Origin of the sequence: Polaromonas sp. YR568, from assembly GCF_943372955.1 — a bacterium.
In the GTDB taxonomy this organism is placed as follows: domain Bacteria; phylum Pseudomonadota; class Gammaproteobacteria; order Burkholderiales; family Burkholderiaceae_C; genus Polaromonas.
The window spans coordinates 14,946-39,162 of the sequence record NZ_CALSAL010000005.1 but is presented as its reverse complement, the minus strand read 5'-3'; the positions used below and the strand labels follow the sequence as shown (position 1 = coordinate 39,162).

Sequence of the window (24,217 nt, the reverse complement as noted above, 5' to 3'; positions counted from 1 at the left end):
CCGACCCGTACACTTTGCGGGTTAGCGGCCCGCCAACCGGCGAGTCCTCACCTGGAGCACCCGCATGGAATGGCAAACCCTGAGCCCGCAGACCTTTGAGCTGGGCGAATCCCCGTTCTGGCACCCCGACGAGCAGACGCTGTACTGGGTCGACATTCCCGCCAGGGCCATCCACCGCGCCAATGTGTACATGGGCACCGTCGACACCTGGCCCATGCCGCTGGAGCCCGGCTGTATCGCCCCCGCACGTACCGGCGGCGTGAACAATGGCTATGTGATTGCTCTGCGCGACGGCATCTACCGCGCCACCGAATGGGGCGGCGAGCTGCGCCAGATCGCCCGCGCCACACACGACAACACGACCACCCGCTTCAACGACGGCAAGGCCGACCCGGTGGGCCGCTTCTGGGCTGGCACCATGTATGAGCCGCGCGATGCGAACAAGGCGCAACTCTTCTCTCTTGATCGCCGGGTCGCTGCAGATGGCAAGCCGCCGGTGCTGGAATTGAAAGCCGACAACGCCATCATCGCCAACGGCCTCGCCTGGTCGCCCGACGCCAAAACAGTCTATTGGGCCGACACCACCAACCACATCATCCGCGCCTGGGACTGGAACGCCGAGACCAACGCCATGAGCAACATGCGCGTCTTTGCCCAGTGGCCCGGCAAACCCGAGGGCTGGGCCTTCGGCATGCCCGGCTACGGTGGCCGGCCAGACGGTGCCGCGGTCGATGTGGATGGCAACTACTGGGTTGCCATGTTTGAAGGCGCGCGCATTTTGAAGTTGTCGCCTGCCGGTGAGGTGCTGGCAGAGGTGCCGCTTCCTGCCCAGTGCCCGACCATGCCTTGCTTCGGCGGTGAAGACGGACGCACGCTGTATGTGACGACCGCGCGCTACAACCGCAGTGCGGCAGAGCTAGAGGCTTATCCGCAGTCGGGGTGTATTTTCTTTGCGCGGGTGGAGAGGTCCGGGCTGGCGGTTAACTTCTTTGAAGCATGAGGTCGAGCCCGTATCTGCCTCGAGACTCTGAAGTTGCTGAGCACTGACGGCTAATCTCTGAAATGTGGGTCAGGTATCTTTTCTGGCAACCCACTGAGTGTGTTCTCTAGAGAATGCATTTTCAGCGTCGCCGACGAAATCCGACCAGGAATCTTCGTTTCCATATCTTCCTGTATTTTGGGCGATTAGGCTGATTTCATGTGCGGCTAGCGTATATGACGTTGCGAGATCTTGGAACCGCTTGGCCTGTATCCAGCTGAGTATCACTGTTGCAGCCGTTACTAAAACATCAGTGGGCCAGTATGGCTCAGTAGGATGGATTACTCTCGCGATCGAAAACGCAATCGCCATAGTGATCGTCAGGATGAGAACGGCGAAATAGAAGGTCACCCGTTTTCGGTTGAACAGCGCTTTTGATGCATACCACTCCTGCTGATCGGTAATTCTGTTCTTTAAATAGAATTCCTTGCGCTTATCAAACCCCAAGCCTCTTATTCGATCCATCTCTTTAGTTATCTGCGGTTTGCTGAGGTGATTTGTTAGCTTTCCGGCGCTTTCTTTGTTCTGCTGCAAAATTTGATCTAGCTTCCTCACCATTTTGAGTTTGGCATCTTGATCATCACCATTAAATGGCTCGGCTCTAACCACGTATCGCCAAGTAATGGTCTTAATTGATTCTGCGATAGCTCGGCCCGTGTACCAGTCTCTCTCAGGGCGGACAAAGAAGAGGTAACACGCGCAAGCGAGGGCTCCGAGCAGCATCATCGTCTGCGTTGCCCAAGCCCACGGATAACTCGGGCTTCCAGCAGAGATGAGCGCAGCTCCCAACAGCAAGGCCATATGGGCTACGAAGGCACGAAAAAATGCCTTTTGAGAGTCTGCCGACAGGTCTGATGCTGATTGATACGCTGCAGGGAAGTCGTCAGATTTCATTTATTGTTCTTGTAGTAGAGCTGCCAAATTCCATCCACCACGGAGTTTTTATTCCATCCAACATGCATATCTGAGTTGTCTACAACGATACCGGAGGTTCTCTCTTGCGCCCTGGGATTTACGGCCAAAATCGGTTTGGCATATCCTTTCGCACCGTCAATTTCTTTTTGAATCCAATCGCTATAGTTTGCATACATTCCGGTTGGGATAACTATCACATGGGATCGAGCAATCTGATTAAAAATTGCTGTTCGCAAAGCCTCCGTATTTCTAGCACTATGTATAGGGTGGGTCTTGGGAACTGAAAAATCTCTAAAGTCAAGCGAAGCTGAACCGAAACTCCAATTCCCGTTGAAAACCCATTCTGCAAGTGTGTCGTAATGGCTTGAGTACGCCCAAGCGTGACTGATAAACACATGAATTTGACGAGTACTCATATTTCTCTGTCCTAGCGATCATCCATTGCCCCCTCTAGCTGGCACGGGGCCAAAAACACAAAAGTACATCCTACGGGATTTTGTTACACAGCACCGCCTCAAGTTGTGGGGCGGCGAATGACTATGCGTAATAAGGCGCCAGGTCTGCAGGGGTGCGCGATATCTTTGACGTTCTAGCAGCCTGAAAAAATCTCAACCCCCAACCGCCAAAATAATCAACCCGGTGGCTAAAGGGCGCGCGTACCATCCCAACCATGGTTTCAGAACAGCAAACAGACACCCCTGTGGCCGACAGCATCACACTTCCCACCCTCGTTGACCGCGTCCGCCAGGCCGCAGCCAGCGGCACCGCGCTGCGCATCCGGGGCGGGGGCAGCAAAGACTTTTACGGCCAATCGCTTCAGGGCGAAGTGCTGGATGTCTCCGGCCTTCGCGGCGTCATCAGTTACGAGCCAAGCGAGCTGGTCGTTACCGTGCGCGCCGGCACGCCGCTGGCAGAGCTGGAGGCGCTGCTGGCCAGCCAGGGCCAGTGCCTGCCGTTTGAGCCACCGCATTTTGGCCCCGGCGCTACGGTGGGCGGCATGGTCGCCAGTGGCCTGAGCGGCCCGGCGCGGGCCAGCGTGGGCGCGGTACGCGACTTTGTGCTGGGCGTGGTGCTGCTCAATGGTCGGGGCGAGCTGTTGACCTTTGGTGGCCAGGTCATGAAAAACGTGGCGGGCTATGACGTCTCGCGCCTCGTGGCGGGCAGCCTAGGCACGCTGGGCGTGATTGTGGAGGTCAGCCTCAAGGTGCTGCCGGTCGCCACGGCCGAGGCCACGCTGCGCTTTGAATGCAGCCAGACCCAGGCGCTCGACCACCTCAACGCCTGGGGCGGCCAGCCCCTGCCGCTCAATGCCAGTTGCTGGGTCGAAGACGAAGGCGTCGGCACGCTCTACCTGCGGCTGCGCGGTGCCCAGGCGGCTGTGGCGGCGGCGTGTGAGCGCCTGGGCGGCGAGCGCCAGGACAACGCCAAGGTGGCCGCCGACTGGCTGGCCTGCCGCGACCAGCGCCTGCCGTGGTTTCTGCAGCGCACACCGGAACAGGACTTGTGGCGGCTGTCGGTGCCGCAAACCGCGCCGGTGCTGGACTTGCCAGACACTCCGCTGGTCGAATGGCACGGCGGCCAGCGCTGGGTGAGGGCGGCTGCTGAGCATGCGACCAAGCTGCGCGCTGCGGCGGCTGCTGCCGGTGGGCATGCCACGCTGTTCAGGCCGGCAGAGGCGGGTGGCGCCACCACCGTGCCGCGCTTTGATTCGCTCACCGCACCGCTGGAGCGCATTCACATCGAGCTGAAAAAGCAGTTTGACCCGGCCGGTGTGTTCAACCGTGGCCGCATGTCTGCCCGTTGGTAAACCACCCAAGCCACCTGAGTCATGCGACGCCTGCGTCACCTCACCGGCCAGCACCGCACAGCCGCCACCAACCGGCTGCTCGGCGGGCTGCTGGCCTTTAACGCAGGCGCCATCAACGCGGGCGGCTTTTTGCTGGTCAGCATGTACACCTCGCACATGACGGGTTTTGCGTCCATGCTGGCCGACAACCTGGTGCTGGGCAACATGACGCTGGTGCTCGGTGCGGTGGGCGCGCTGCTGGCCTTCACGGGCGGCGCCGCCACCACCGCCGTGCTGGTGAACTGGGCGCGACAGCACCACCTGCGCAGCGAGTTCGCCTTGCCGCTCTTGCTTGAAGCGCTGCTGATGCTGGTGTTCGGCCTGCTCGGCGCCACGCTGGGCCGACAAACCCCGTTTGCCGTGCCGCTCACGGTGCTGGTGCTGGCCTTCACCATGGGTTTGCAGAATGCTGTGGTGAGCAAGATTTCGTCTTCGCAGATTCGCACCACCCACATGACGGGCGTCATCACCGACCTGGGCATTGAGCTGGGCAAGCTGCTGTATTGGAACCGCGCGGGCAGTCCGGCCGAGTCGCGGGTGCGTGCCAACCGCTTCAAGCTGCGCCTGTTCTCAACGCTACTGGGCATGTTTGTGCTCGGTGGCGTGGTGGGCGCGGCGGGCTTCAAGTACATCGGCTTTGTCTGGGTAGTGCCCCTGGCCTTGCTGCTGCTGGCGCTGTGCCTGCCGCCGCTGTATCTGGACTTTCAACGGCTTGGCCTGCGCAAGCCCAAGCCGCTCCCTGACCGTATTCCCAAAGTGTTGTGACCTGGTGAACTGAATCTCATGCAAACCAATCTCGCCCCCGAATTCAAGAACACCACCGACGGCCAGGAGGCCGAGGCGATTCTGCGCAAGTGCGTGCACTGCGGCTTCTGCACCGCGACCTGCCCCACTTACCAGCTGCTGGGCGACGAGCTCGACGGCCCGCGTGGCCGCATCTACCTGATCAAGCAGGTGCTGGAAGGCGAAACGCCCACCCGCAAGACGCAGATGCATCTGGACCGGTGCCTCACCTGCCGCAACTGCGAAAGCACTTGCCCCAGTGGCGTGCAGTACGGCCACCTGGTGGACATTGGCCGCAAGCTGGTCGATGAACGCGTGCCGCGCCCCGCAGGCGAAAGCGCCTTGCGCTGGGCATTGAAAGAGGGTTTGCCTTCTGCATTGTTCGGCCCGGCAATGAAAGCCGGCCAGGCGGTGCGTGGCCTGCTGCCCGCTGCGCTGAAGAACAAGGTGCCGGCCAAGCAGCCATCAGGCACCTGGCCCACGCGCAGCCATGCCCGCAAGATGCTGATGCTGGAAGGCTGCGTGCAGCCCGCGATGATGCCCAACATCAACAGCGCCACCGCCCGCGTGCTTGACGCGGCCGGTGTGCAGGTGGTGCTGGCGCCCAAGGCCGGTTGCTGCGGCGCGGTGAAGTTTCACCTGAACGACCAGGACGGCGGCAGGGCCGAGATGCGTCGCAACATCGACGCGTGGTGGCCGTATGTCGAGCCAACATCGGGCGCCGGTGTGGAGGCGATTGTGATGAACGCCTCGGGCTGCGGCGTCACCGTCAAGGAGTACGGCCACATCCTGAAAGACGACCCGACCTACGCAGCCAAGGCGGCACGCATCAGCGCCCTCACGCGCGACCTGAGCGAGCTGCTGCCCGCCATGGTCAGCGGCCTGCAGGAAATGCAGCCCGACATGGCCCAGCGCGTGGCCGCCAGCGCACCCAAGCTGGCGTTTCACCCGCCGTGCACGCTGCAACACGGCCAGCAGTTGCGCGGCGGTGTGGAAAAGTCGCTCGGCGCGCTTGGCTTTGACATCCGCATCAGCACCAACGAGTCGCACCTGTGCTGCGGCTCGGCTGGTACCTATTCAGTGCTCAACCCTGAGATTGCCTACCAGCTGCGCGACCGCAAGCTGGGTCATTTGCAGGACATGGCGCCAGAGGTGATTGTGTCGGCCAACATCGGCTGCATCACGCATCTGCAGAGCGGGACCGCGACGCCTGTTCGGCACTGGGTTGAGGTGCTGGATGATGCGCTGGCTGCGCGGTGAGGCTGTAGTCATTCCTCCCCGTTCGCCCTGAGCTTGTCGAAGGGGGCTTCGACAAGCTCAGCCCGAACGGTTCTGCGCTAAGCCGCCAGCGCCGCCTCAATGTCTTTCACCAGACTCTCGGGCTTGTCGGTTGGCGCGTAGCGCTTGATGACCTGCCCGTCTTTGCCGACCAGAAACTTGGTGAAGTTCCATTTGACGGCCTTGCTGCCCAGCAGGCCCGGGGCTTCGGCGGTGAGCCACTGGAACAGCGGGTGGGCGCCGGGGCCGTTGACCTCGATCTTGGACATCATCGGAAAGCTCACGCCGTAGTTCACCTGGCAAAAGCCGGCAATCTCACCGTCGTTGCCAGGTTCCTGCCCGCCGAACTGGTTGCACGGAAAGCCCAGCACCGCCACGCCCTTGTTGCCGTAGGTTTGGTGCAGTTTTTCCAGGCCGGCAAACTGCGGTGTGAAGCCGCATTCGCTGGCGGTGTTCACGATCAGCAGCACCTGGCCTTTGAAGGCCGACAGCGACACGGTCTTGCCATCGATCTGGCGTGCTTCGAAGTCGTACACAGTGCTCATGGGTGTCTCCGGATGATGAAGTTCAAATCATCGTACCGCAGCGATGTGCCGGTCTGTGCGGCAGGGTTATCGCCCGCGTGCCGAGGCCACCGCGGCCAGTACCGCCGCCAGCACGATCAGGCTGCCGCCGGCCAGCACACGCGGGCTGAGTTCGGCCGCGCCCATCAGCGCCGACGAGACACTGGCAAACAGGATTTCAGTCAGCATCAGGATGGCCGTGGTGCCCACCGCCAGTCGCGCAGCGCCGAATTGCAACGCGCTGTTGCTGGCCATGAAGGCCAGGCTCAGACCCAGCAGCACCGGCACACCGGCCAGCGCCATCGACGGCGCGGGGATGGCCTGCTGCGTCATGCCCACCCCGGCGACCAGTGCGGCCATCAGGCCGCTGCCGCCGAACATGGCCAGCATGCGCGAGGCACTGGGTGTGTGCCCGAACTTGTAGAGCAAGGCGTTGGTGACGGCAAAGCCCAGCCCGCCCATCAGCGCCAGCCAGTCGGCGGCGCCCTGCGGAATCGGCCAGGGGGAGTCGGGTGCCTTCAGCACCACCAGCACGCCCGCCATGGCCAGTACCAGTCGCAGCAGCGAGCCGGCGGTGGGCCGCTGCCCCAGCATGACCCACGCCACGATGACCGACCACGCCGGCATCAGATAAAACAGCAGCACCACGCGCACCACGTCGCCCACTGTCACCGCCCAGTTGAAGCCGACGTTGGTGAAACCTGCGGCAGCGCCCAGCAGCCACAGCTGCGGGTGCGCGATGAAGCCGTCTATGGCGCGAAAGCGCAGCGCCAGCACCACCGTGACGATCATCAGGTACATCAGTGCGGTGGCCCACAGAGGGTGCAGCCCGTGGGCCTGCAATTCGCGCAGCGGCCACCACGACACCCCCCAGACGAGGGCGTTGAAAACAATCGCCATGGCGGCGGGCAGGGTCTGGTGTGACCCTGCGAGGGACTCTGCGGTCTGCATCAATGAATCAGGGGATAGGTGAGCGGGGCGGGCTTAATGAGACTTGTCGCTGCGGGCGATGCTCATCAGGTGATCGACCTGTTCTTTGTATTTGACGAGGTTGCTCTTGTGCCAGCGCTGGATCACGTACATGAAGCCCGCCACCACAATGCCAAAGGCGGTGATGGCGCCAAAGGCTGACAGGCCCATGCCGGTGGAGAGGCTGTAGAACGCGCCGAGGCTCAGAATGCAGGCCTGCTCGTTGAAGTTCTGCACGGCAATCGAGCGGCCGGCACCCATCAGGTTGTGGCCACGGTGTTGCAGCAGCGCGTTCATCGGCACCACGAGGAAGCCACCCAGCCCGCCCAACAGAATCAGGAAGGGCGCTGCCACCCAGACGTTGTCGATGAAGTTCATCAAGATCACCAGCAAGCCCATGCCGATGCCCAGCGGCATCACGCTGGTGGCCTGGTCGAGCCGCATCTTCATCGAGGCCAGCACCGCGCCCACCGCGGTGCCGATGGCGACCACACCGACGAGTGACGACGCCTGCGTGGTGCTGTAGCCGAGTGCAGCGGCGCTCCACGCCAGCACGATGTAGCGCAGGTTGCCCGAGACGCCCCAGAACAGTGTGGTGGTGGCCAGCGAGATCTGGCCCAGCTTGTCGCGCCAGAGGGCGGCGTTGCAGCTCCAGAAGTCAGGCAGCAGCTCCAGCTTGTTGCGCGGCATGGGGCGCATCTCGACGCCGGTTTCAGGAATGCGGGTGTTGAACCACGCGGCCAGCGCATAGACCAGGATCAGGATGGCAATGGCGGCTTCGGGGGCGCTGTCGACGCCGGTGTCGATGAAGGGCAGGTCAAACGACAGCAGCATCGACGACATCGCAAAGCCGACCAGCTGGCCACCAAGCAGCACGCCCAGAATGATGGAAGCGATGGTCAGGCCTTCGATCCAGCCATTGGCCTTGACCAGTTGCGAGGCCGGCAGCAGCTCAGTGAGGATGCCGTACTTGGCGGGCGAGTAGGCGGCAGCGCCCAGGCCAACGATGGCGTAGGCCAGCAGCGGGTGCGAGCCGAACAGCATCATCAGGCAGCCGACCACCTTGATCGCGTTGCTGACGAACATCACCTGCCCCTTGGGCCTGGCGTCGGCAAAAGCGCCAACATAGGGCGCCAGTACCACGTAGAAAAGCGCAAACATCGGCACCAGCGCGGCCGGTTGCCATTTGGGAGCGCCACTCGTTTTGAGCAGTTCCACGGCGGCTACGAACAATGCGTTATCAGCCAGCGAGCTGAAGAACTGCGCCGCCATGATGGTGTAGAAACCGCGCTTCATTAAACTTGTGGGCTCACGGCATCTGCGCATCAGCCGATCTGATGCTGCGAGATAAAGGTGAATGTCTCCAGTGGATGACGGTTTATAGCATGGGGGCTACTGCCAGAATATAGAAAGACCTTGAACCGCCGTGCCAGTCGTACAGCGGCTCCAGCACTGGTTTGCAACGGTGTTGGCCACTTCGGCTGCTTTGACACGACTGCATTTATCCCGCACACATTCATGCCACGTCCCATTCTTGCCACCGTCCACACCACTGCACTGACCCACAACCTGGCCCGTGCCCGTGCCGCTGCGCCTGATGCGCGCGTGTGGGCCGTGGTGAAGGCCAATGCTTACGGGCACGGCATTGAGCGCGCCTTTGAAGGGCTGCGCAGCGCCGATGGTTTTGCGCTGCTGGACCTCGACGAAGCGCGGCGCCTGCGCGCACTCGACTGGCGTGGCCCCATCCTGCTGCTGGAGGGCTGCTTTGACGCGCGCGACCTGGAGCTGTGCTCTCGGCTGGGCTTGTGGCACACCGTGCATTGCAGCGAGCAGATCGACATGCTGGCCGCCCACAAGACGCAGGTCGGCCACCGCGTGTTTCTCAAGATGAACTCCGGCATGAATCGCCTGGGTTTTGCGCCGGGGCGTTACCGCGCTGCGTGGACGCGGCTCAATGCCTTGCCGCAGGTGGAAGAAATTTCACTGATGACGCACTTCAGCGACGCCGACGGCCCCAAGGGCATTGCCGCGCAGCTGCAGACCTTTGAGTCCGTCACGGCAGACCTGCCCGGCGAGCGCACGCTGAGCAACAGCGCCGCCACCCTGCGCCACGCCGATGCGGTGGCCAGCCGCTCTGACTGGATTCGCCCCGGCATTCTTGTGTACGGTAGCGCACCCGACTTTCCTGAGCGCAGCGCCGCAGACTGGGGCTTGCAGCCGACGATGACGCTGGCCTCCCGCATCATCGCCACGCAGAGCCTGGTGGCGGGCGACACGGTGGGCTATGGCTCCAGCTTCGTGGCCGATGGTCCGCTCGAGATCGGTGTGGTCGCCTGCGGCTATGCCGACGGCTATCCGCGCCACTGCACCACCGGCACGCCGGTGCTGGTCAATGGCGTGCGCACCCGCCTGGTGGGCCGCGTCAGCATGGACATGATCACGGTAGACCTCACACTGCTCCGGCAGGCGGGTGTGGACGCGGGCATGGGTAGCGAGGTCACGCTGTGGGGTGCTGCCGCCAATGGCGCGCTGATGCCGATTGATGAAGTGGCCCGTGCTGCGGGCACGGTGAGTTATGAATTAATGTGCGCAGTGGCGCCGCGTGTGCCATTTGCGGAGAGCTGAGACAGCGCGGTTGGATCAGCGCTTGCGCAAGCCCAGCGTCATCACCGCACCCACCACCAGCAGCGCGCCGGCCACCTGAACCGGCGCAATGCTCTGGCCCAGAATCAGCCAGGCCAGCACCAGCGCGAACACCGGCTCCACATTCATGATGGCCGAGTTGCCCACCACGCCCAGCTTGGGCAGCACGGTGAACATGATGGTGAATGCAGTTCCGTACAGGAAGGTCAGCGCCGCCAGCCCCCACCAGCCTGCATTGACCTGCGGCAAGTTGAAGCCACCCTGACTGACCACCATGACGAGCGCCACCGCGGCCGCCATGCACATGGTGGTGGCGGTGCGCACGCGGCCGTCCACATCGGCGGCTTCGTGTTGCGTCAGCACCAGCGCCAGCCCGAAGGTACCCGCCGCCGCCAGCGCAAAACCCACGCCGGCGCCAATGCGCGCCCACTGGCCGGTGGCGCCCAGGCCCGATGCAGCGCCCAGCACATCCAGCGCCAGACCCAGCCCGACCAGAATCACCGGCATGGCCAGCAGCAGCGCGCGCTCGGGCCGCTGGCGGTAAATCAGCCAGGCCCAGGCGGCCGTCCAGAGCGGGTAGGTGTTGAAGGCCAGCAGGGCCAGCGCCACCGGCAGGCGCGCCACTGCTGAGTAGAGGCACAGACTCTGCACGCCGACCAGCAGGCCGATGACGGGCAGCACGCGCTTGTGCCGCGCCGTGAAGCGCACCTGCGTGCGTGCCAGCGTGAGCAGCAGCACGATCACCCCGGCCGTCACTGCACTGCGGAACACCACTGCGGTGGCCACATCGACGCCGCTGTTGAAGGCAATGCGCGCCGCCACATGGTTGGCGCCCATCATCAGCGCGATGAGCAGCAGGGTTGCGAAGGCGGTGCCACTGATGGCTTTGCTGGGGCCGGTCATGTGGCTGTCTGCGCGTAAAGGTGATGGACCCGGCCATGCAGCCGTGCCAGACCGAGCAGCGCATCGGTAAAGGGCGTGGCCACCTGCGTCAGCGTGCCGAGTTCCTTGACCACGGTGACCAGCGCGTCCAGTTCAACCGGTTTGCCGGCTTCAACGTCCTGCAGCATCGAGGTCTTGAAGGCGCCCAGCTTGCGGGTGATGGCGTGGCGGTCCTCCGGTTGCTGGTCGATGGCGATGCCGATGCGCGCCCCGATCTCGCGGGCCTCCAGCATCACGCTGGAGATGAAGCCGCGCACCAGCTCGTCGCCCATGATGAGGTCGGTGGTCGCGCCGGTGATGGCGCTGACCGGGTTCACCGTCATGTTGCCCCAGAGCTTGAACCAGATGTCGCGCTGAATACAGTCGGACACCGGCGCTTCAAAGCCGGCTTTTTCAAGCAGCGCCGCCAGCGCGAGTACGCGTTCGCTGCGCGCGCCCGAGGGCTCGCCAACGATCAGCTTGTTCCCGAAGTTGTGCTTCACACAACCCGGCGCTTCCAGTGAACAACTGGCATGCACCACGCAGCCGATGATGCGCTCTGGCGCAATCGCCGCCGCCAGCGTGCCGCCCGGGTCGACGCTGCTGAGTTGCGTACCCGCCAGCGGCCCGCCAAAGCCCTGCAAGAACCACCAGGGCACGCCGTTCATCGCCGTCAGCACCGTGGTGTGCGGCCCCAGCAGTGGCCTGATCTGCCGCACCACCTCGGGCAATGACGGCGCCTTGACGGCCAGCACCACTAGGTCCTGCACGCCCAGATCGGCCGGGTCAGCGCTTGAGGCCACCGCCTGCGAGCCGAGCTGCCCGCCCTGCTTGAGCCGCAGGCCATGCATCTGCAGCGCCTCCAGCGTGGCGCCGCGTGCGACCACGCTCACGCTGCAGCCGGCATGAGCCAGACCGCTGCCGATCCAGCCACCGATGGCGCCGGCGCCGTAAATACAGACTTTCATTGCTGGCTAGCCTTCTGGGGTGAAGCCGACCGCCTTGACGAGCGGGCCCCAGAGTTCGGTGTCGGCCTTCAGCATCGCCGCCAGCTGGGTGGGCGAGGTCGGCATCGCTTCCAGGTACAGGCCGGCCAGTCCATCAATCACATCCTGCGAGGCCAACGCGCTGCGGATGGCGGTGTTGAGTCGCTGCACCACGTCCTGCGGCGTTCTGGCAGGAACAAAAAAGCCGAACCACTCGGTGAACGCCATGTCCCTGAAGCCCTGTTCCTGCAGCGTCGGCGTGCCCGGCGTGAACTTGCCGCGCTTCGGACCGCTGGTGGCGAGCAGGCGGCATTTGCCTGCCGCCACATGCTGGGCGAAATCACCACTCGGGCCTGATACGGCCGCGATCTGGCCGCCAATCATGTCGAGCACCGCCGGTTGCGTGCCTCGGAAGGCGACATGGCGCAGATCAACACCAGCGGCGCGGCCCAGCAGCGAGCCAATGAAGTGCGGCGACGAGCCCGCCGCAGGTGAGCCGAAGTTGGCCAGCGTCGGGTTGGCTTTGCACCAGGCCAGGAAGTCGGGCACGTTCTTCACGCTGGCCGGCACCATGGGGCCGACGGCGAAACCGTAGTCAAACACGGCAGCGGCCGACACCGGCTGCAGGTCAGCGACCGGGTCGTAGGGCAGCTTCTTGTAGGTGTGCGGGTAGATGCCCAGCATCGACATGGGCGTGAGCAGCACGGTGGCGCCGTCGGGCGCAGCGTTCTTGACGAACTGCACCGCGATCTGGCCGCCGGCGCCGGTCCTGTTTTCGACCACGGCGGTTTTGGCATAGCCCGGCTGCAGCTTGTCGGCCACGCGGCGCGACACGGTGTCGGCGGTGCCGCCGGGCGCGAAACCGGCGATGACTTTGGTACCGTCAAGGGCCTGCGCCCAGGCGCGTTGCCCCAGGCTGGCGAGCAGCGCAGCCGCGCTGGTGGACTGGATGATGTGGCGTCGGGAAAGTGTCACTGCAAAGTCCTTTCGTGGGGTGCCCGGCTGAATGCTGCGGGCTCATTCAACATGGGCAGGTTCAATAGGTCTTTCCGGCGGGTGCCGGAGCGATGCCGGCCTTGAATGTGGCGGCCAGCGTGCGGGTGGCGCGCACCAGCAGATTGGTGTCGAGGCCAACCGCCACAAACGTCGCCCCGAGCGAGAGGTAATGCCGCGCCAGCGCTTCGTCGGTGGTCAGGATGCCGGCGGCCTTGCCTGCTTTCACGATGCGCACGATGGCATCGTCAATCGCCGCTGCCACCTCCGGATGGCCGGGGTTGCCCACATGGCCCATCGAGGCCGACAGGTCGGCCGGGCCGATGAACACGCCGTCCACGCCCTCAGTGGCGGCAATAGCGTCAAGGTTCTGCAGCGCGCTGCGGCTTTCGGCCTGCACCAGCAGGCAGACCTGCCCGTTGGCCTGCTTGGCATAGTCGGCGTAGGTGCCCCAGCGCGAAGCTCGCGCGCCGGCCATGCCGCGTATGCCCTGCGGCGGGTAGCGCATGGCCTGCACCAGTGCGGCGGCCTGTACAGCGGTATCGACCATGGGCACCAGCACCGTCTGCGCGCCGAGGTCGAGCACCTGCTTGATGAGCGCCGTGCCCGCCTCGCCATAGCCGAGCGGCACCCGCACGACGGCATGCGACGGGTAGGGCGCAATCGCCTGCAGCTGGCCGAGGATGCTGCGCAAGTCGTTGGGTGCGTGTTCGCCGTCGATCAGCAGCCAGTCAAAGCCGGCGCCCGCGCACAGCTCGGTGCTGTAGGCGTCGGCCAGGCCAAGCCACAGGCCGATTTGTGGCTGGCGTGCGTCCAGTGCCTGCTTGAAAAGGTTGGGGGGAAGTTGCATCGGCTTGTAGTCGGCCTGGAATTGGCTTGAAGTGGCGAAAAACATTCATCGTACAACCTTGCGGCTTGGCGTGTGGCTGCACCGCAGGGCTTCAATACACTAGCCAGATGGCCAAAGATAAAACGATTTACACCTGCAGCGAATGCGGCGGTACCAGCCCCAAGTGGCTGGGCAAGTGCCCGCACTGCAACGCCTGGAACACGCTGATCGAGTCAGCCGCCGAGAGCAGCTCGCCGGTGAAGAACCGCTTTGCCTCGCTGGCCAAGGCGTCGGAGGTGATGCCGCTGTCAGACATTGAAGCCACCGACATGGCGCGCACACCCACTGGCCACGAGGAGCTGGACCGGGTGCTGGGCGGTGGCATTGTCGAAGGCGGTGTGGTGCTGATCGGCGGCGACCCGGGCATCGGTAAATCGACCCTGCTGCTGCAGGCGCTGGACTCGTTGCAGCGCACTGGTCTCAGCACCCTCTACGTGACGGGCGAGGAAAGCGGGGCGCAGGTCGCATTGCGTGCGCGTCGCCTGGGGCTGGACGGCTCACAGGTCAAGGTGCTGGCGGAGATTCAGCTTGAAAAAATCCTTGCGACGCTGGAGGCCTCCAAGCCGGCGATTGCCGTGATCGACTCCATCCAGACGGTGTATTCCGACCAGCTCACTTCGGCACCCGGCTCGGTGGCACAGGTGCGCGAATGCGCGGCGCACCTCACGCGCGCAGCCAAGTCGAGCGGCGTGTGCATCGTGCTGGTGGGCCATGTCACGAAAGAGGGCGCTCTGGCCGGGCCGCGCGTGCTCGAACACATGGTGGACACCGTGCTGTACTTTGAAGGCGACACGCATTCGAGCTTCCGGCTGGTGCGCGCCATTAAGAACCGTTTTGGCGCAGTCAATGAAATCGGCGTGTTCGCGATGACCGAGAAGGGTCTTAAGGGCGTGACCAACCCGAGCGCGATTTTCCTGAGCCAGCACAGCGAGCCGGTGCCCGGCAGTTGCGTGATGGTCACGCTGGAAGGCACGCGGCCCATGCTGGTCGAGATTCAGGCGCTGGTTGACAACGGGGGCCCGAGCCCGCGGCGCCTCAGCGTGGGCCTGGACCGCGACCGTCTGGCCATGCTGCTGGCGGTGCTGCACCGGCACGCCGGCGTCGCCTGCATGGACCAGGATGTGTTCGTCAACGCCGTGGGCGGCGTGCGCATCAGCGAGCCGGCGGCCGACCTGGCCGTGATGCTGGCCATCACCTCGTCGCTGCGTGGGCGGCCGTTACCCAAGGGTTTTATTGCCTTTGGCGAGGTGGGCCTGGCCGGCGAGGTGCGACCCGCCCCGCGCGGGCAGGAGCGCCTGAAGGAGGCCGCCAAGCTTGGCTTCAGCGTGGCGGTGGTGCCCAAGGCCAACGCACCCAAGAAGGCGATTGAAGGCCTGACCATTCATGCAGTCGAGCGGGTGGAGCAGGCGATGGAAGTGGTGCGCAGCCTGGCTTGAGGCCACCACCTTTGAAACGATGCGCTAACTCAGGCGCTGGCGCTCAAATTCAAGTTGCAGACGGTCGCTCAGATGGTTTCAAGGCCGGCCTTGAGCGTTTCTTGGCGGTCTTAAGCCAGAGTTAATGTGTGCTTCCTACCATGGGCGTCATGGAGGTCGTCATGCATTTGTATCGTTGCGCGGTAGTTCCCCTGACGCTCGTGATGGGTCTGGCTGGGGCCTGGGCTGGCACGCCCGCAGAACAACTGACTGCTTTGTCAGCCCAAGCCGGGCGCAGTCCCAACCCCGTCGCGGGCCAGCAGTTCTTCAATGCCAAACATGGTCGGGAATGGAGCTGTGCGTCCTGCCACGGCGCCCTTCCGACGGCTGAAGCCAAACACGCCAGCACTGGCAAGGCCATAGCGCCGCTGGCGCCGGTCTTTAACCCTGAGCGTTTCACAGATGCAGCGAAAAGCGAAAAGTGGTTTCGCCGTAACTGCAATGACGTGTTGGCTCGCGAATGTACGGCCGCAGAAAAGGCGGATGTGCTGGCGTGGCTGATCAGCCTGAAGCGCTGACTGTCCGTGACGCAATGACCGAAAAGAATTGACTATGCAAACAAAGTTTTTGACTCTTGTACGCCATGCACTCAAGGCACCCATGTGGTTGACGCTTGCGGCATCGGCCTTCATGGCAGCAGGGGGTGTCTGGGCCGAGGCGCGAACCCCTGCCGGGCCGATATTGCCCAAGTACCAGGCTGAATGTGCGGCCTGCCACACCGCCTACCCCGCAGGGATGCTGCCTGCAACGTCGTGGAAACGGATCATGGGTTCGCTGGACAAACATTACGGTACCGATGCCTCGCTGGACGCGGCCAGCGTGAAGGAAATCAGCCAGTGGCTGCAGACCCATGCCGGAACCTACAAACGAGTGCGCGATGAACCACCGCAGGACCGTATCACCACCTCCGCCTGGTTTGTACGAAAGCACGACGAGTTGAACTCGGCTACCTGGAAGCACGCCGCAGTGAAAAGCGCAGCCAATTGCATGGCCTGCCATACGCGCGCAGACAAAGGCAGCTTCAGCGAACGCGAAATTGTGTTGCCCAAAGGTGTAGGCACCAACGAGCGCGACAAATGACTTCAACGGGAAGCTACCCCGCGGATTCGCAGATCTCTTTTATCGAATGGACTTCAACATGACTTCCGTAACCGGCATTCCTCCTGTTTCTCCGATTTCCCCTGTTTCCCCGGCACCGCAAACAACCAGGCAGGTACACCGCCGGGTTGTTGATGCACCGACCCGTGTCTTCCACTGGCTGTTCGCTCCGAGTTTTGCGGGCGCCTACCTCACAGCGGATGGCGAACGTTTTCGCCTTCTGCATGTGACGCTGGGCTACACCATGGCCGGCTTGCTGGTGTTTCGGGTGGGGTACGGCCTTTTCGGGCCGCGTCAGGCGCGCTTGATGCTTTTGTGGCGCAAGCTGGCCGGGCTTTTGCCCTGGGTACGTTCAATGAAAATCACAGCGGTCGCTGGTGCACCTTCAGCCGTGAATTGGCGCCAGGGGCAGAACGTGTTCATGGCCGTGGCTATCGCCGCATTGCTGTTGCTGGTCATGCCGCTGACTTTGTCGGGCTACGCCACTTACAACGAATGGGGTGATTTGATGGGCGGCGACTGGATTGAGGAGGTCCATGAGTTGTTTGGCAACACTGTCCTGGCTGTCGCGCTGGCACATGTCGGGGCCATTGCGGCCCTGAGCCTGTTGCGCGGCAAGAATCTGGCTGCACAGATGGTGACTGGCCGTGCCGAGGGGTCCGGTCCTGATCTGGCCAAACGAAATCACGCTTGGCTCGCCGCCGTGTTGCTTTCCTCGGTATTGGCGTATTGGGCTTGGGAGTGGCAACATTCTCCCGCCGGGCTGATTCCGGCGCAGTCGCTGGGTGCTGTCCTTGACGTGCGGGCTGAGCGGGGTAAAGACGACAATGACGATTGAACTGAGTCAACCCGCGACTCGCCTGCGACCCATCAACACTGTCCCCTTGTTTAGGTAACGCTGGAGACCCCGAATGCGTGTGCTGCTTGCTGAAGACGATGCCATGCTCGGTGACGGGCTGCGTACCGGACTTCGTCAGCTGGGTTTTCAGATCGACTGGGTGCGTGACGGCTCGGCGGCGCAACGCGAGTTGCAGGGTGGTGATTACGCCGCAGCAGTGCTTGACCTGGGTCTGCCGGGCAAAGATGGGCTGGATGTACTCCACGCGGTGCGCAGCGCAGGCCTGATCACTCCGGTACTTGTATTGACGGCGCGTGATGCCGTGCCTGACCGAATACGCGGGCTGGACCTCGGAGCCGATGACTACGTTCTCAAGCCTGTGGATTTGCATGAACTCGCGGCCCGGCTGCGCTCGCTGGTTCGTCGGTCCCATGGCGCTGCTCAGGAAATACTGCAAGTCGGGCATCTGTCGCTGGAACCTGCTGCACGTCGCGTATTCTGGCGGGGGGCCGAGGCCACCCTGTCCACACGAGAGTTTGATTTGTTGTTCGCGCTCATGCGCAGTGGCGGGCGAGTGATGTCGCGCGACCAGCTTGAGCAGCAGATGTACAGCTGGGGTCACGAAGTGGAGAGCAATGCGATTGAGGTCCACATTCATCACCTTCGGCGCAAGCTGCAGGCGGATGTCATTCAGACGGTGCGCGGCGTGGGTTACCGCGTCAATCCGCATCCCGGAGGCTGAGCGTGGCAACCGGGCGCTCGCTGCAGCTGCATCTTCTGGTGCTGCTGTCAGCTTCAATCAGTTTGGTATGGCTTGTTGTGGCGGTATGGACCTGGGTTGATGCCAGCCATGAGGTTGACGAGCTCATGGATGGCCACCTTGCCCAGGCGGCTGCAATTCTGGTGGTGCAACCGCTGGAGTTAACGGACGATGCTGTTGCAGACGCACCCGTGCTGCACCGGTACGGCGCACGCGTGGCGTTTCAGGTGTTCCACGAAGGTGCTCTTGTCATGCGGTCGTCCAATGTGGGCGAGGAACCGCTCAGCAAAGAACGCGATGGCTTTGATACCGTGCGCTATGGGGGTGAGAGTTGGCGTGTCTTTGCCACGCGTGGCGCGGAAAGCGATGTGCAGGTGTATGTGGGCGAACAAGTTGATTCGCGCAACGATATTGTCCTGGCCATGCTGCGGGGTATGCTGCTGCCGATGGCGTTGGCTTTCCCGCTGTTGGTCTATGTGTTGTGGTGGGCCGTCCACCGCGCCTTGATCCCGTTGCGAGTCCTCGGAGACACATTGGGCCAGCGAAAACCGGATGCGCTGAACCCGGTGGTTTTACCCGAGACGCCCCGGGAAATGCAGCCTCTCGTGGCCGAGCTCAACGAGTTGTTGTTGAGGATAGAGCGCATGTTGGCCTCCGAGCGACGCTTCACTGCCGATGCGGCACATGAACTGCGCACGCCCATCGCAGCGATTCGCGCGCAGGCGCAAGTGGCGCTCGGCGCAGTGGGCAACAAGCCTGAACGAGACCTGGCGTTAAACACCACGGTGGCGGGATGCGATCGGGCCGCGCACATCGTGGACCAGCTGCTGGCCTTGTCCCGTTTGGAGGCGGGCCAAACCGAAGCTGTAACGCAAAACGTGGATCTGTCTGCGGTGGCCCAGCAAGTGACTGCTGATCTTGCCCCGACAGCGCTGGCGCGAAAGCAGGACCTGTCGCTGGAAGCTGATAAGGACTGCATGGTTGCTGCGCATGCCGTGTGGTTGACCATGCTGATCAGAAACCTGGTCGATAACGCCCTGCGCTACAGCCCCGACAGTGCGCGTGTGCTTGTGCGGGTGGGTCGGTCTGCCAGCGGGCGCGTTGTGCTGGATGTCCATGACAGCGGTCCAGGTATGGTGGGCGCGGACATTGAGCGCCTTGGCGAACGGTTTTTCCGGGTGCTGGGCCACGTGCAGACTGGAAGCGGCCTGGGTTGGTCGATTGTTCGCAGAATTGCAGAAGCGACCGGAGCACAGGTGGCTGTGCGGCCCTCTGTACTTCTTGGCGGGCTTCATGTCCAGATTGAGTGGCCTGACCTGCGAAAATAGCGGCATGAATTTCCAGAAAATCATGATTCCCGTGCTGAGCGTGGTGGCCGTTGTGCTGGGCTACCGCTTTTACGGCTGGGCCGGTGTGGCCGCCGTCGTCACTGCGCTGGTGATGTGGGTGCTGCTGCATTTCACCCGGCTGATGACCATCCTCAAGCGCGCGGCGGCCCAGCCAATCGGCCATGTGGCCAGCGCCGTCATGCTCAATGCCAAGCTCAAACCCGGCATGACGCTGATGCACGTGATCGCGATGACGCGCTCGCTCGGGGCGTTGCAGTCCCCCAAAGGTGAGCAGCCGGAGCTGTTTCGCTGGACGGACAACGGGGAATCGCATGTCACCTGCACCTTTGTCGATGGCAAGCTGACACACCATGTGCTCGTCAGGCCCTCTGTGGGCGGGACTGCAGGCGGTGCAGCTGGCGGGGCTGCCGAATTGTCGGGTTCCGGCGCAGCGCCGCAGGCTGCCCCACCGGCGCCTTAAAATCAGGTTTTTGTGCGCCGGAGCGCTCCCTTTGAAGGGGTGCCGGCGCATGTTCACTTTCCCCCACGACCACTCATCACAGGATTCCCACCATGTCCCCAGTAGCACCCTCCATGGCAGACCGCGACGGCAAAATCTGGATGGACGGCCAGATGGTGGACTGGCGCGACGCCAAGATCCACGTGCTGACCCACACGCTGCACTATGGCTGCGGCGCATTTGAAGGTGTTCGCGCTTACAAGCAGGACGGTGGCGGTACGGCGATCTTCCGCCTGGAAGAGCACACTGAGCGCCTGTTCAACAGCGCCAAGATCCTGCGCATGAAGATTCCTTTCACCAAGGAAGAAGTCATGGAAGCGCAAAAAGCCGTGGTGCGCGAAAACAAGCTCGAAAGCGGCTACCTGCGTCCGTTGACCTGGATTGGTTCGCAAAAACTCGGCGTGTCGCCCAAAGGCAACCAGATCCACCTGATGGTGGCGGCCTGGGCCTGGGGCGCCTACCTCGGCGAGGAAGGCATGAAGCGCGGCATCCGCGTGAAGACCTCCAGCTACACCCGCCACCATGTCAACATCACCATGACGCAGGCCAAGGCAGTGAGCAACTACACCAACTCTATCCTCGCCAACATGGAAGCGCTGGACGACGGCTACGACGAAGCGCTGTTGCTCGACAGCAGCGGCTTTGTCAGTGAAGGCGCGGGCGAGAACATCTTCGTCATCAAGAACGGCGTGATCTACACCCCCGACCTGTCGGCCGGCGCACTGAACGGCATCACACGCAACACCGTGTTCCACATCGCCAAGGACCTGGGTCTGGAGATCGTGCAAAAGCGAATCACCCGCGACGAGGTGTACATCTGTGACGAAGCCTTCTTCACCGGCACCGCCGCCGAAGTGACACCCATCCGCGAACTCGACCGCATCGAAATTGGCGCTGGCTCGCGCGGCCCGATCACCGAGAAAATCCAGACCGCGTTCTTTGACATCGTCAATGGCCGCAATGCGAAGTACTCCGCCTGGTTGGCAAAGGTCTGATCATGGGTACATCTTCCACCGTTGAACTGCTGGCCTCTGACCTGAACGGGCAGGGCGGCGTGTACTGCCCCAGCCCCAAGGCCGACATGAAGGTCTGGAACAGCCACCCCAAGGTGTACCTCGATGTGGCGCGCACCGGCCAGGCCAAGTGTCCGTATTGCGGCACTGTGTATGCGCTGAAGGCTGGCGAGCATTTCGGTGCGAGCCATTAAGCCGGCGTTCAAATTCCGTTCGGGCTGAGCCTGTCGAAGCCTTGTTCCCGGGATGATTGTTTCAAGACACCCTTCGACAAGCGCAGGGCGAACGGATTTCATGCAAAACACCATCCGGGTTGAGTCACTGGTCATCGCACCTCAGTGGATAGGCGATGCGGTGATGACCGAGCCGCTCATGCGCCGGCTGGCCGCACGCGGTGAACGCCTCACCGTCGGAGCCTTGCCATGGGTCGCACCGGTGTACCGCGCCATGCCGCAGGTGGCCGAGGTCATTGAGTTCCCCTTTCAGCACGGCGGCCTGCAGTTCAAGGCGCGCCGCAGTCTCGCCAAACGTATCGAAGGGCAGTTTGGCCGGGCCTATGTGTTGCCGAACTCGCTCAAAAGCGCGCTGCTGCCGTTTCTGGCCAGCATTCCCGAGCGGATCGGCTACTTGGGCGAAGCGCGTGTCGGCCTGCTCACGCACCGGCTGAAAAACCCGAAGAACAAGCCGCCCATGGTGGCGTTTTATTCGGCGCTTAGCGGTGAGGCCGGCGTGGCAGCCGACCGGCCGCAGCTTCGCCTCGATGCGGCCGAGGTGGATGCGGTGCTGCTGGAGCTGGGCTTGCAGCGCGGCAGCTATGTGGTGATGGCGCCGGGTGCGGAGTTCGGTCCGGCCAAGCGCTGGCCTGCTGCCCTCTTTTCGGAAGTGGCGTCGCGCATTGTGGGTGCTGGCCGGTCCGTCGTGCTGCTGGGCTCTGGCAAGGAGGCGGCGCTGTGCGAAGAAATCGCCGCGCCGGTCAATGCCGGGTATGCCGGGCGATGCCTCAACTTCGCTGGCAAGACCTCGCTGCTGCAGGCACTGAGCCTCATCAACGCCAGCCACCGCACGCTCACCAATGACTCGGGGCTGATGCATGTGGCCGCCGCCTTTGGTGTGCCGCAGGTGGCCGTGTTTGGTTCGTCGAGCCCGCTGCACACGCCGCCGCTGAGCGAGAAGGCGCAGGTGATCTGGCTCAAGAACGACGCGGCCTACCAGCCGCCGCTGGACTGCGCGCCGTGCTTTGAGCGCGAGTGCCCGTTGGGCCATACCCGCTGCCTGAACGACATCAGCGCAGAGCGCGTGCTGCAGGCGCTGGCCTGAACGCGTTCAGGCTTCAGGCCGGAAAGGCCGTTAGCGGCGTCTCGCCCGGTTTGCCCTGTGTCGGTGTGCGGGCCACATTCATCACCCAGCACACCATCACGAAGTAGCCCACCAGGCTCACCAGCTCCACCACGCCGGCTTCGCCAAAGGTGTTCACCGCCGCCGCGTAGGTGGCATCGCTGCAGCCGTGCTGGCGCAGGACCTCGAACGCCACATCCACCGCCACAGCCTCATCGTCGGCCAGTGCGCGCGGGTGCCGGCCTGCTGCGATGTCGGCGATGGCCGAGGCCTGGACGCCCGCCTGCTTCGCCAGCGGCGCGTGCATCAGCCATTCAAACTGGTTGGACACATGCCGTGCCACCACGCAGATCACCAGTTCGCGGATGCGCGCGTCCAGCGCGCCTTCAAAGCGCAGGCAGGCGCCCACATCACCGATGCGGCCCATCAGTGCGGGTGTACGGAGCAGCGGGATGAAGGGGCCGAACACCGCCTTGCGCGGGCCGGCGATCAGGGCGTCGGCGGCAGCCTGCTGGGCCGGCGTCATGGCCGCGCGGTCCATCATCGGCAGCCGGTCGGCGGCAGAGGCAGAAAATCCCTGCGCGACGGGCCGGGCTGGTGGTGTTTCGGTGGGGCTCATGGGGACTCCTCGGACGGGTGATGGCTGGCCGGTGCGTGGGCCACTGGCATGGGTCACTGACACCGACCTGTGATGCCGTGAGGGTAGCAAATCTGCTGTTGCAACTTCCTTTGCAACTACCGGCGTTGTCAGTCAGACCAGGCGCGGTTGGGCCAGCCCGTAGCTGGTCGACTCAGCTGTTCGCGGGCCCGGCCATCGGCAGCTCCACCACGAAGGACGCGCCACCGCCCGGGCGCGCTTCGCAGCGCACCGTGCCGCCGTGCCGCACGCTGATGGATTTGACCAGCGCCAGCCCCAGGCCAACGCCGCCTTCGCGCTCGCTGGCACCCGGCAGCCGGTAGAAAGGCTCGAAAATGCGTTCCCGCTGATCGGCCGGCACCCCCGGCCCCCGGTCATGCACCTTGATGACGGCGGTGGGCTGGCCTGCCAGCCGTGCTTCTGTCAGCTCGAGGCTGACTTCGCCATGGCTGTAGCGACGCGCATTTTCCAGCAGGTTGCGGATCAGGCGGCGCAGCAGGCGCGGCGAGCCCTGCACCACCAGGCTGTGCGCGTCGGTGTCGATGCCCAGATCGGCACTCAGCTCGGCGTTCACACGGGAGCACTCCTCGGCCGCCAGACCGGTCAGGTCCAGTGCCTCAAAGGGCTCGACATCGGCCTGCCTCGCGTCGAGCCGGCTGGCCAGCAGGATTTCGTCGATCAGCTGGTCCAGCTCGTTGATGCTGCGGGAGATTTCCTCGCGCTGCAGTGAGCCTGCGCCGGTGCCCATCAACTCCAGACCCATTCTGATTCGTGCAAGAGGCGAACGCAGTTCGTGGGATGCATTGGCCAGCAGCGATTTGTGCGAGTCCATCAGGGTCTCAATGCGCTCGGCCGCGTGATTGAAGCGCTTGGCGAGGAAGGCCACCTCGTCGCTGCCTTCGGCGTTGACCCGTGCCGACAGGTCGCCCGCACCCCAGCGCTCGACGCCGCGTTGCAGCGCTTCGAGGCGCACCGTGAGCCGGCGCATCACCGGATATGCACCCAGTGCCACTGCCAGCCCGACCAGCGCCAGCATCCAGCCAAAGCCGAACGGCGGGCGGTTCCACGGGTTGGACGGTGGGCGCTTGGGCCGGGGCAGAACCAGGTTCAGCTCCTGCCCGTCAGTCGTGATCACGTCAAATTCCAGGCCATCGCCCAGCTTGCGGTCTGGTCGCGTCTGGGCGGTGCCGATGACCTCACCGGCCTTGTTGTGGATCAGCACCTCGCGGATGGGTAGCTGTGGGGCTTCCCGCGTCAGTCGCCACGCGGCACCGACGAGAAAGGTCAGCACGATCACGGTAGCCACCACGGCCAGCCAGATGCGCACATAGAGGTGCGAGGTAAAACGGAGCCACATGGGGTGAACGCTTCGCTCGGTGGGGTTCAGG

Annotated in this window: 26 protein-coding genes; 15 read left to right on the top strand and 11 right to left on the bottom strand. The window is 63.5% G+C overall.

Features of this window, described 5'->3' with window-relative positions; all coding sequences use genetic code 11:
• The first annotated feature begins 64 nt into the window (after positions 1 to 64).
• Entirely contained in the window at positions 65 to 1,000 is a 936-nt protein-coding gene (locus tag AAG793_RS13035) for an SMP-30/gluconolactonase/LRE family protein (protein WP_341908765.1), read from the top strand.
• A 69-nt stretch (positions 1,001 to 1,069) separates the two neighbouring features.
• Here AAG793_RS13035 and AAG793_RS13030 read toward each other — a convergent pair whose 3' ends face one another.
• A complete protein-coding gene (locus tag AAG793_RS13030) occupies positions 1,070 to 1,933 on the bottom strand; it encodes a DUF4231 domain-containing protein (protein WP_341908763.1) in 864 nt (287 codons plus the stop codon).
• A complete protein-coding gene (locus AAG793_RS13025) occupies positions 1,930 to 2,370 on the bottom strand; it encodes a TIR domain-containing protein (protein ID WP_341908761.1) in 441 nt (146 codons plus the stop codon). Before AAG793_RS13025 ends, AAG793_RS13030 begins: the two co-directional genes overlap by 4 nt.
• 254 nt (positions 2,371 to 2,624) lie before the next feature.
• Here AAG793_RS13025 and glcE point away from each other — a divergent pair, with 254 nt between their 5' ends.
• The 3 genes from glcE to glcF are packed head-to-tail and all read left to right on the top strand — an operon-like array spanning position 2,625 to position 5,843.
• Complete coding sequence (gene glcE / locus AAG793_RS13020; protein ID WP_341908759.1) at positions 2,625 to 3,761, top strand: glycolate oxidase subunit GlcE; 1,137 nt, start codon at positions 2,625 to 2,627, stop codon at positions 3,759 to 3,761.
• Between the two features lie 21 nt (positions 3,762 to 3,782).
• Positions 3,783 to 4,565: a YoaK family protein gene (locus tag AAG793_RS13015; RefSeq protein WP_341908757.1), complete on the top strand. Its 783-nt coding sequence runs from the start codon at positions 3,783 to 3,785 to the stop codon at positions 4,563 to 4,565.
• A gap of 18 nt (positions 4,566 to 4,583) precedes the next feature.
• Positions 4,584 to 5,843, top strand: coding sequence for a glycolate oxidase subunit GlcF (gene glcF, locus AAG793_RS13010; protein WP_341908755.1), 1,260 nt, complete (start codon positions 4,584 to 4,586; stop codon positions 5,841 to 5,843).
• A gap of 77 nt (positions 5,844 to 5,920) precedes the next feature.
• Here the strand turns inward: glcF and AAG793_RS13005 are convergent, their stop codons facing one another.
• The 3 genes from AAG793_RS13005 to lplT form a co-directional block, all read right to left on the bottom strand.
• A complete protein-coding gene (locus AAG793_RS13005) occupies positions 5,921 to 6,406 on the bottom strand; it encodes a glutathione peroxidase (protein ID WP_341908753.1) in 486 nt (161 codons plus the stop codon).
• Between the two features lie 66 nt (positions 6,407 to 6,472).
• Positions 6,473 to 7,375, bottom strand: coding sequence for a DMT family transporter (locus AAG793_RS13000; protein ID WP_341908751.1), 903 nt, complete (start codon positions 7,373 to 7,375; stop codon positions 6,473 to 6,475).
• A gap of 33 nt (positions 7,376 to 7,408) precedes the next feature.
• A complete protein-coding gene (lplT, locus tag AAG793_RS12995) occupies positions 7,409 to 8,689 on the bottom strand; it encodes a lysophospholipid transporter LplT (RefSeq protein ID WP_341908748.1) in 1,281 nt (426 codons plus the stop codon).
• A gap of 222 nt (positions 8,690 to 8,911) precedes the next feature.
• On the opposite strand from lplT, the gene alr reads away from it, so the two are divergent.
• Positions 8,912 to 10,018, top strand: a complete 1,107-nt coding sequence (alr, locus tag AAG793_RS12990; RefSeq protein ID WP_341908746.1) for an alanine racemase — start codon at positions 8,912 to 8,914, stop codon at positions 10,016 to 10,018.
• Between the two features lie 15 nt (positions 10,019 to 10,033).
• Here alr and AAG793_RS12985 read toward each other — a convergent pair whose 3' ends face one another.
• The 4 genes from AAG793_RS12985 to hpaI all read right to left on the bottom strand — a co-directional run bounded on the left by AAG793_RS12985 (position 10,034) and on the right by hpaI (position 13,786).
• Positions 10,034 to 10,939 (bottom strand): DMT family transporter, encoded by a 906-nt coding sequence (locus AAG793_RS12985; RefSeq protein WP_341908744.1) that lies wholly within the window; start codon positions 10,937 to 10,939, stop codon positions 10,034 to 10,036.
• The gene (locus tag AAG793_RS12980) at positions 10,936 to 11,925 is read right to left on the bottom strand and encodes a 2-dehydropantoate 2-reductase (protein ID WP_341908742.1); all 990 of its coding nucleotides are present in this window, start codon (positions 11,923 to 11,925) and stop codon (positions 10,936 to 10,938) included. Before AAG793_RS12980 ends, AAG793_RS12985 begins: the two co-directional genes overlap by 4 nt.
• Before the next feature lie 6 nt (positions 11,926 to 11,931).
• Positions 11,932 to 12,918, bottom strand: coding sequence for a Bug family tripartite tricarboxylate transporter substrate binding protein (locus AAG793_RS12975; protein WP_341908740.1), 987 nt, complete (start codon positions 12,916 to 12,918; stop codon positions 11,932 to 11,934).
• A 61-nt stretch (positions 12,919 to 12,979) separates the two neighbouring features.
• Positions 12,980 to 13,786, bottom strand: a complete 807-nt coding sequence (gene hpaI, locus AAG793_RS12970; RefSeq protein WP_341908738.1) for a 4-hydroxy-2-oxoheptanedioate aldolase — start codon at positions 13,784 to 13,786, stop codon at positions 12,980 to 12,982.
• Positions 13,787 to 13,893: 107 nt separating this feature from the next.
• Here hpaI and radA point away from each other — a divergent pair, with 107 nt between their 5' ends.
• The 10 genes from radA (at position 13,894) to waaF (ending at position 22,174) form a co-directional block, all read left to right on the top strand.
• Positions 13,894 to 15,261 (top strand): DNA repair protein RadA, encoded by a 1,368-nt coding sequence (radA, locus tag AAG793_RS12965; protein WP_341908736.1) that lies wholly within the window; start codon positions 13,894 to 13,896, stop codon positions 15,259 to 15,261.
• Positions 15,262 to 15,410: 149 nt separating this feature from the next.
• Positions 15,411 to 15,818 (top strand): DUF1924 domain-containing protein, encoded by a 408-nt coding sequence (locus tag AAG793_RS12960; protein WP_341909126.1) that lies wholly within the window; start codon positions 15,411 to 15,413, stop codon positions 15,816 to 15,818.
• Between the two features lie 82 nt (positions 15,819 to 15,900).
• Positions 15,901 to 16,380, top strand: a complete 480-nt coding sequence (locus tag AAG793_RS12955) for a diheme cytochrome c (RefSeq protein WP_341908735.1) — start codon at positions 15,901 to 15,903, stop codon at positions 16,378 to 16,380.
• A gap of 58 nt (positions 16,381 to 16,438) precedes the next feature.
• On the top strand, positions 16,439 to 17,236 hold the full coding sequence (locus AAG793_RS12950) for a cytochrome b/b6 domain-containing protein (protein WP_341908733.1): 798 nt from the start codon (positions 16,439 to 16,441) through the stop codon (positions 17,234 to 17,236).
• A gap of 73 nt (positions 17,237 to 17,309) precedes the next feature.
• Positions 17,310 to 17,978 (top strand): response regulator transcription factor, encoded by a 669-nt coding sequence (locus tag AAG793_RS12945; protein WP_341908731.1) that lies wholly within the window; start codon positions 17,310 to 17,312, stop codon positions 17,976 to 17,978.
• A 2-nt stretch (positions 17,979 to 17,980) separates the two neighbouring features.
• Entirely contained in the window at positions 17,981 to 19,324 is a 1,344-nt protein-coding gene (locus AAG793_RS12940; RefSeq protein ID WP_341908729.1) for an ATP-binding protein, read from the top strand.
• A gap of 4 nt (positions 19,325 to 19,328) precedes the next feature.
• Positions 19,329 to 19,805 carry a glycerate kinase gene (locus tag AAG793_RS12935; protein ID WP_341908727.1) on the top strand — a complete coding sequence of 159 codons (477 nt, stop codon included), beginning with the start codon at positions 19,329 to 19,331 and terminating at the stop codon, positions 19,803 to 19,805.
• Between the two features lie 92 nt (positions 19,806 to 19,897).
• On the top strand, positions 19,898 to 20,839 hold the full coding sequence (locus tag AAG793_RS12930; RefSeq protein ID WP_341908725.1) for a branched-chain amino acid transaminase: 942 nt from the start codon (positions 19,898 to 19,900) through the stop codon (positions 20,837 to 20,839).
• 2 nt (positions 20,840 to 20,841) lie between these two features.
• Entirely contained in the window at positions 20,842 to 21,051 is a 210-nt protein-coding gene (locus AAG793_RS12925) for a zinc-finger domain-containing protein (protein ID WP_341908723.1), read from the top strand.
• A 100-nt stretch (positions 21,052 to 21,151) separates the two neighbouring features.
• Positions 21,152 to 22,174, top strand: a complete 1,023-nt coding sequence (gene waaF, locus AAG793_RS12920; RefSeq protein ID WP_341908721.1) for a lipopolysaccharide heptosyltransferase II — start codon at positions 21,152 to 21,154, stop codon at positions 22,172 to 22,174.
• A gap of 13 nt (positions 22,175 to 22,187) precedes the next feature.
• On the opposite strand, the gene AAG793_RS12915 is transcribed toward waaF, so the two are convergent.
• Entirely contained in the window at positions 22,188 to 22,811 is a 624-nt protein-coding gene (locus AAG793_RS12915; protein ID WP_341908719.1) for a carboxymuconolactone decarboxylase family protein, read from the bottom strand.
• Positions 22,812 to 22,983: 172 nt separating this feature from the next.
• A complete protein-coding gene (locus AAG793_RS12910) occupies positions 22,984 to 24,186 on the bottom strand; it encodes an ATP-binding protein (RefSeq protein WP_341908717.1) in 1,203 nt (400 codons plus the stop codon).
• Between the last annotated feature and the right edge of the window lie 31 nt (positions 24,187 to 24,217).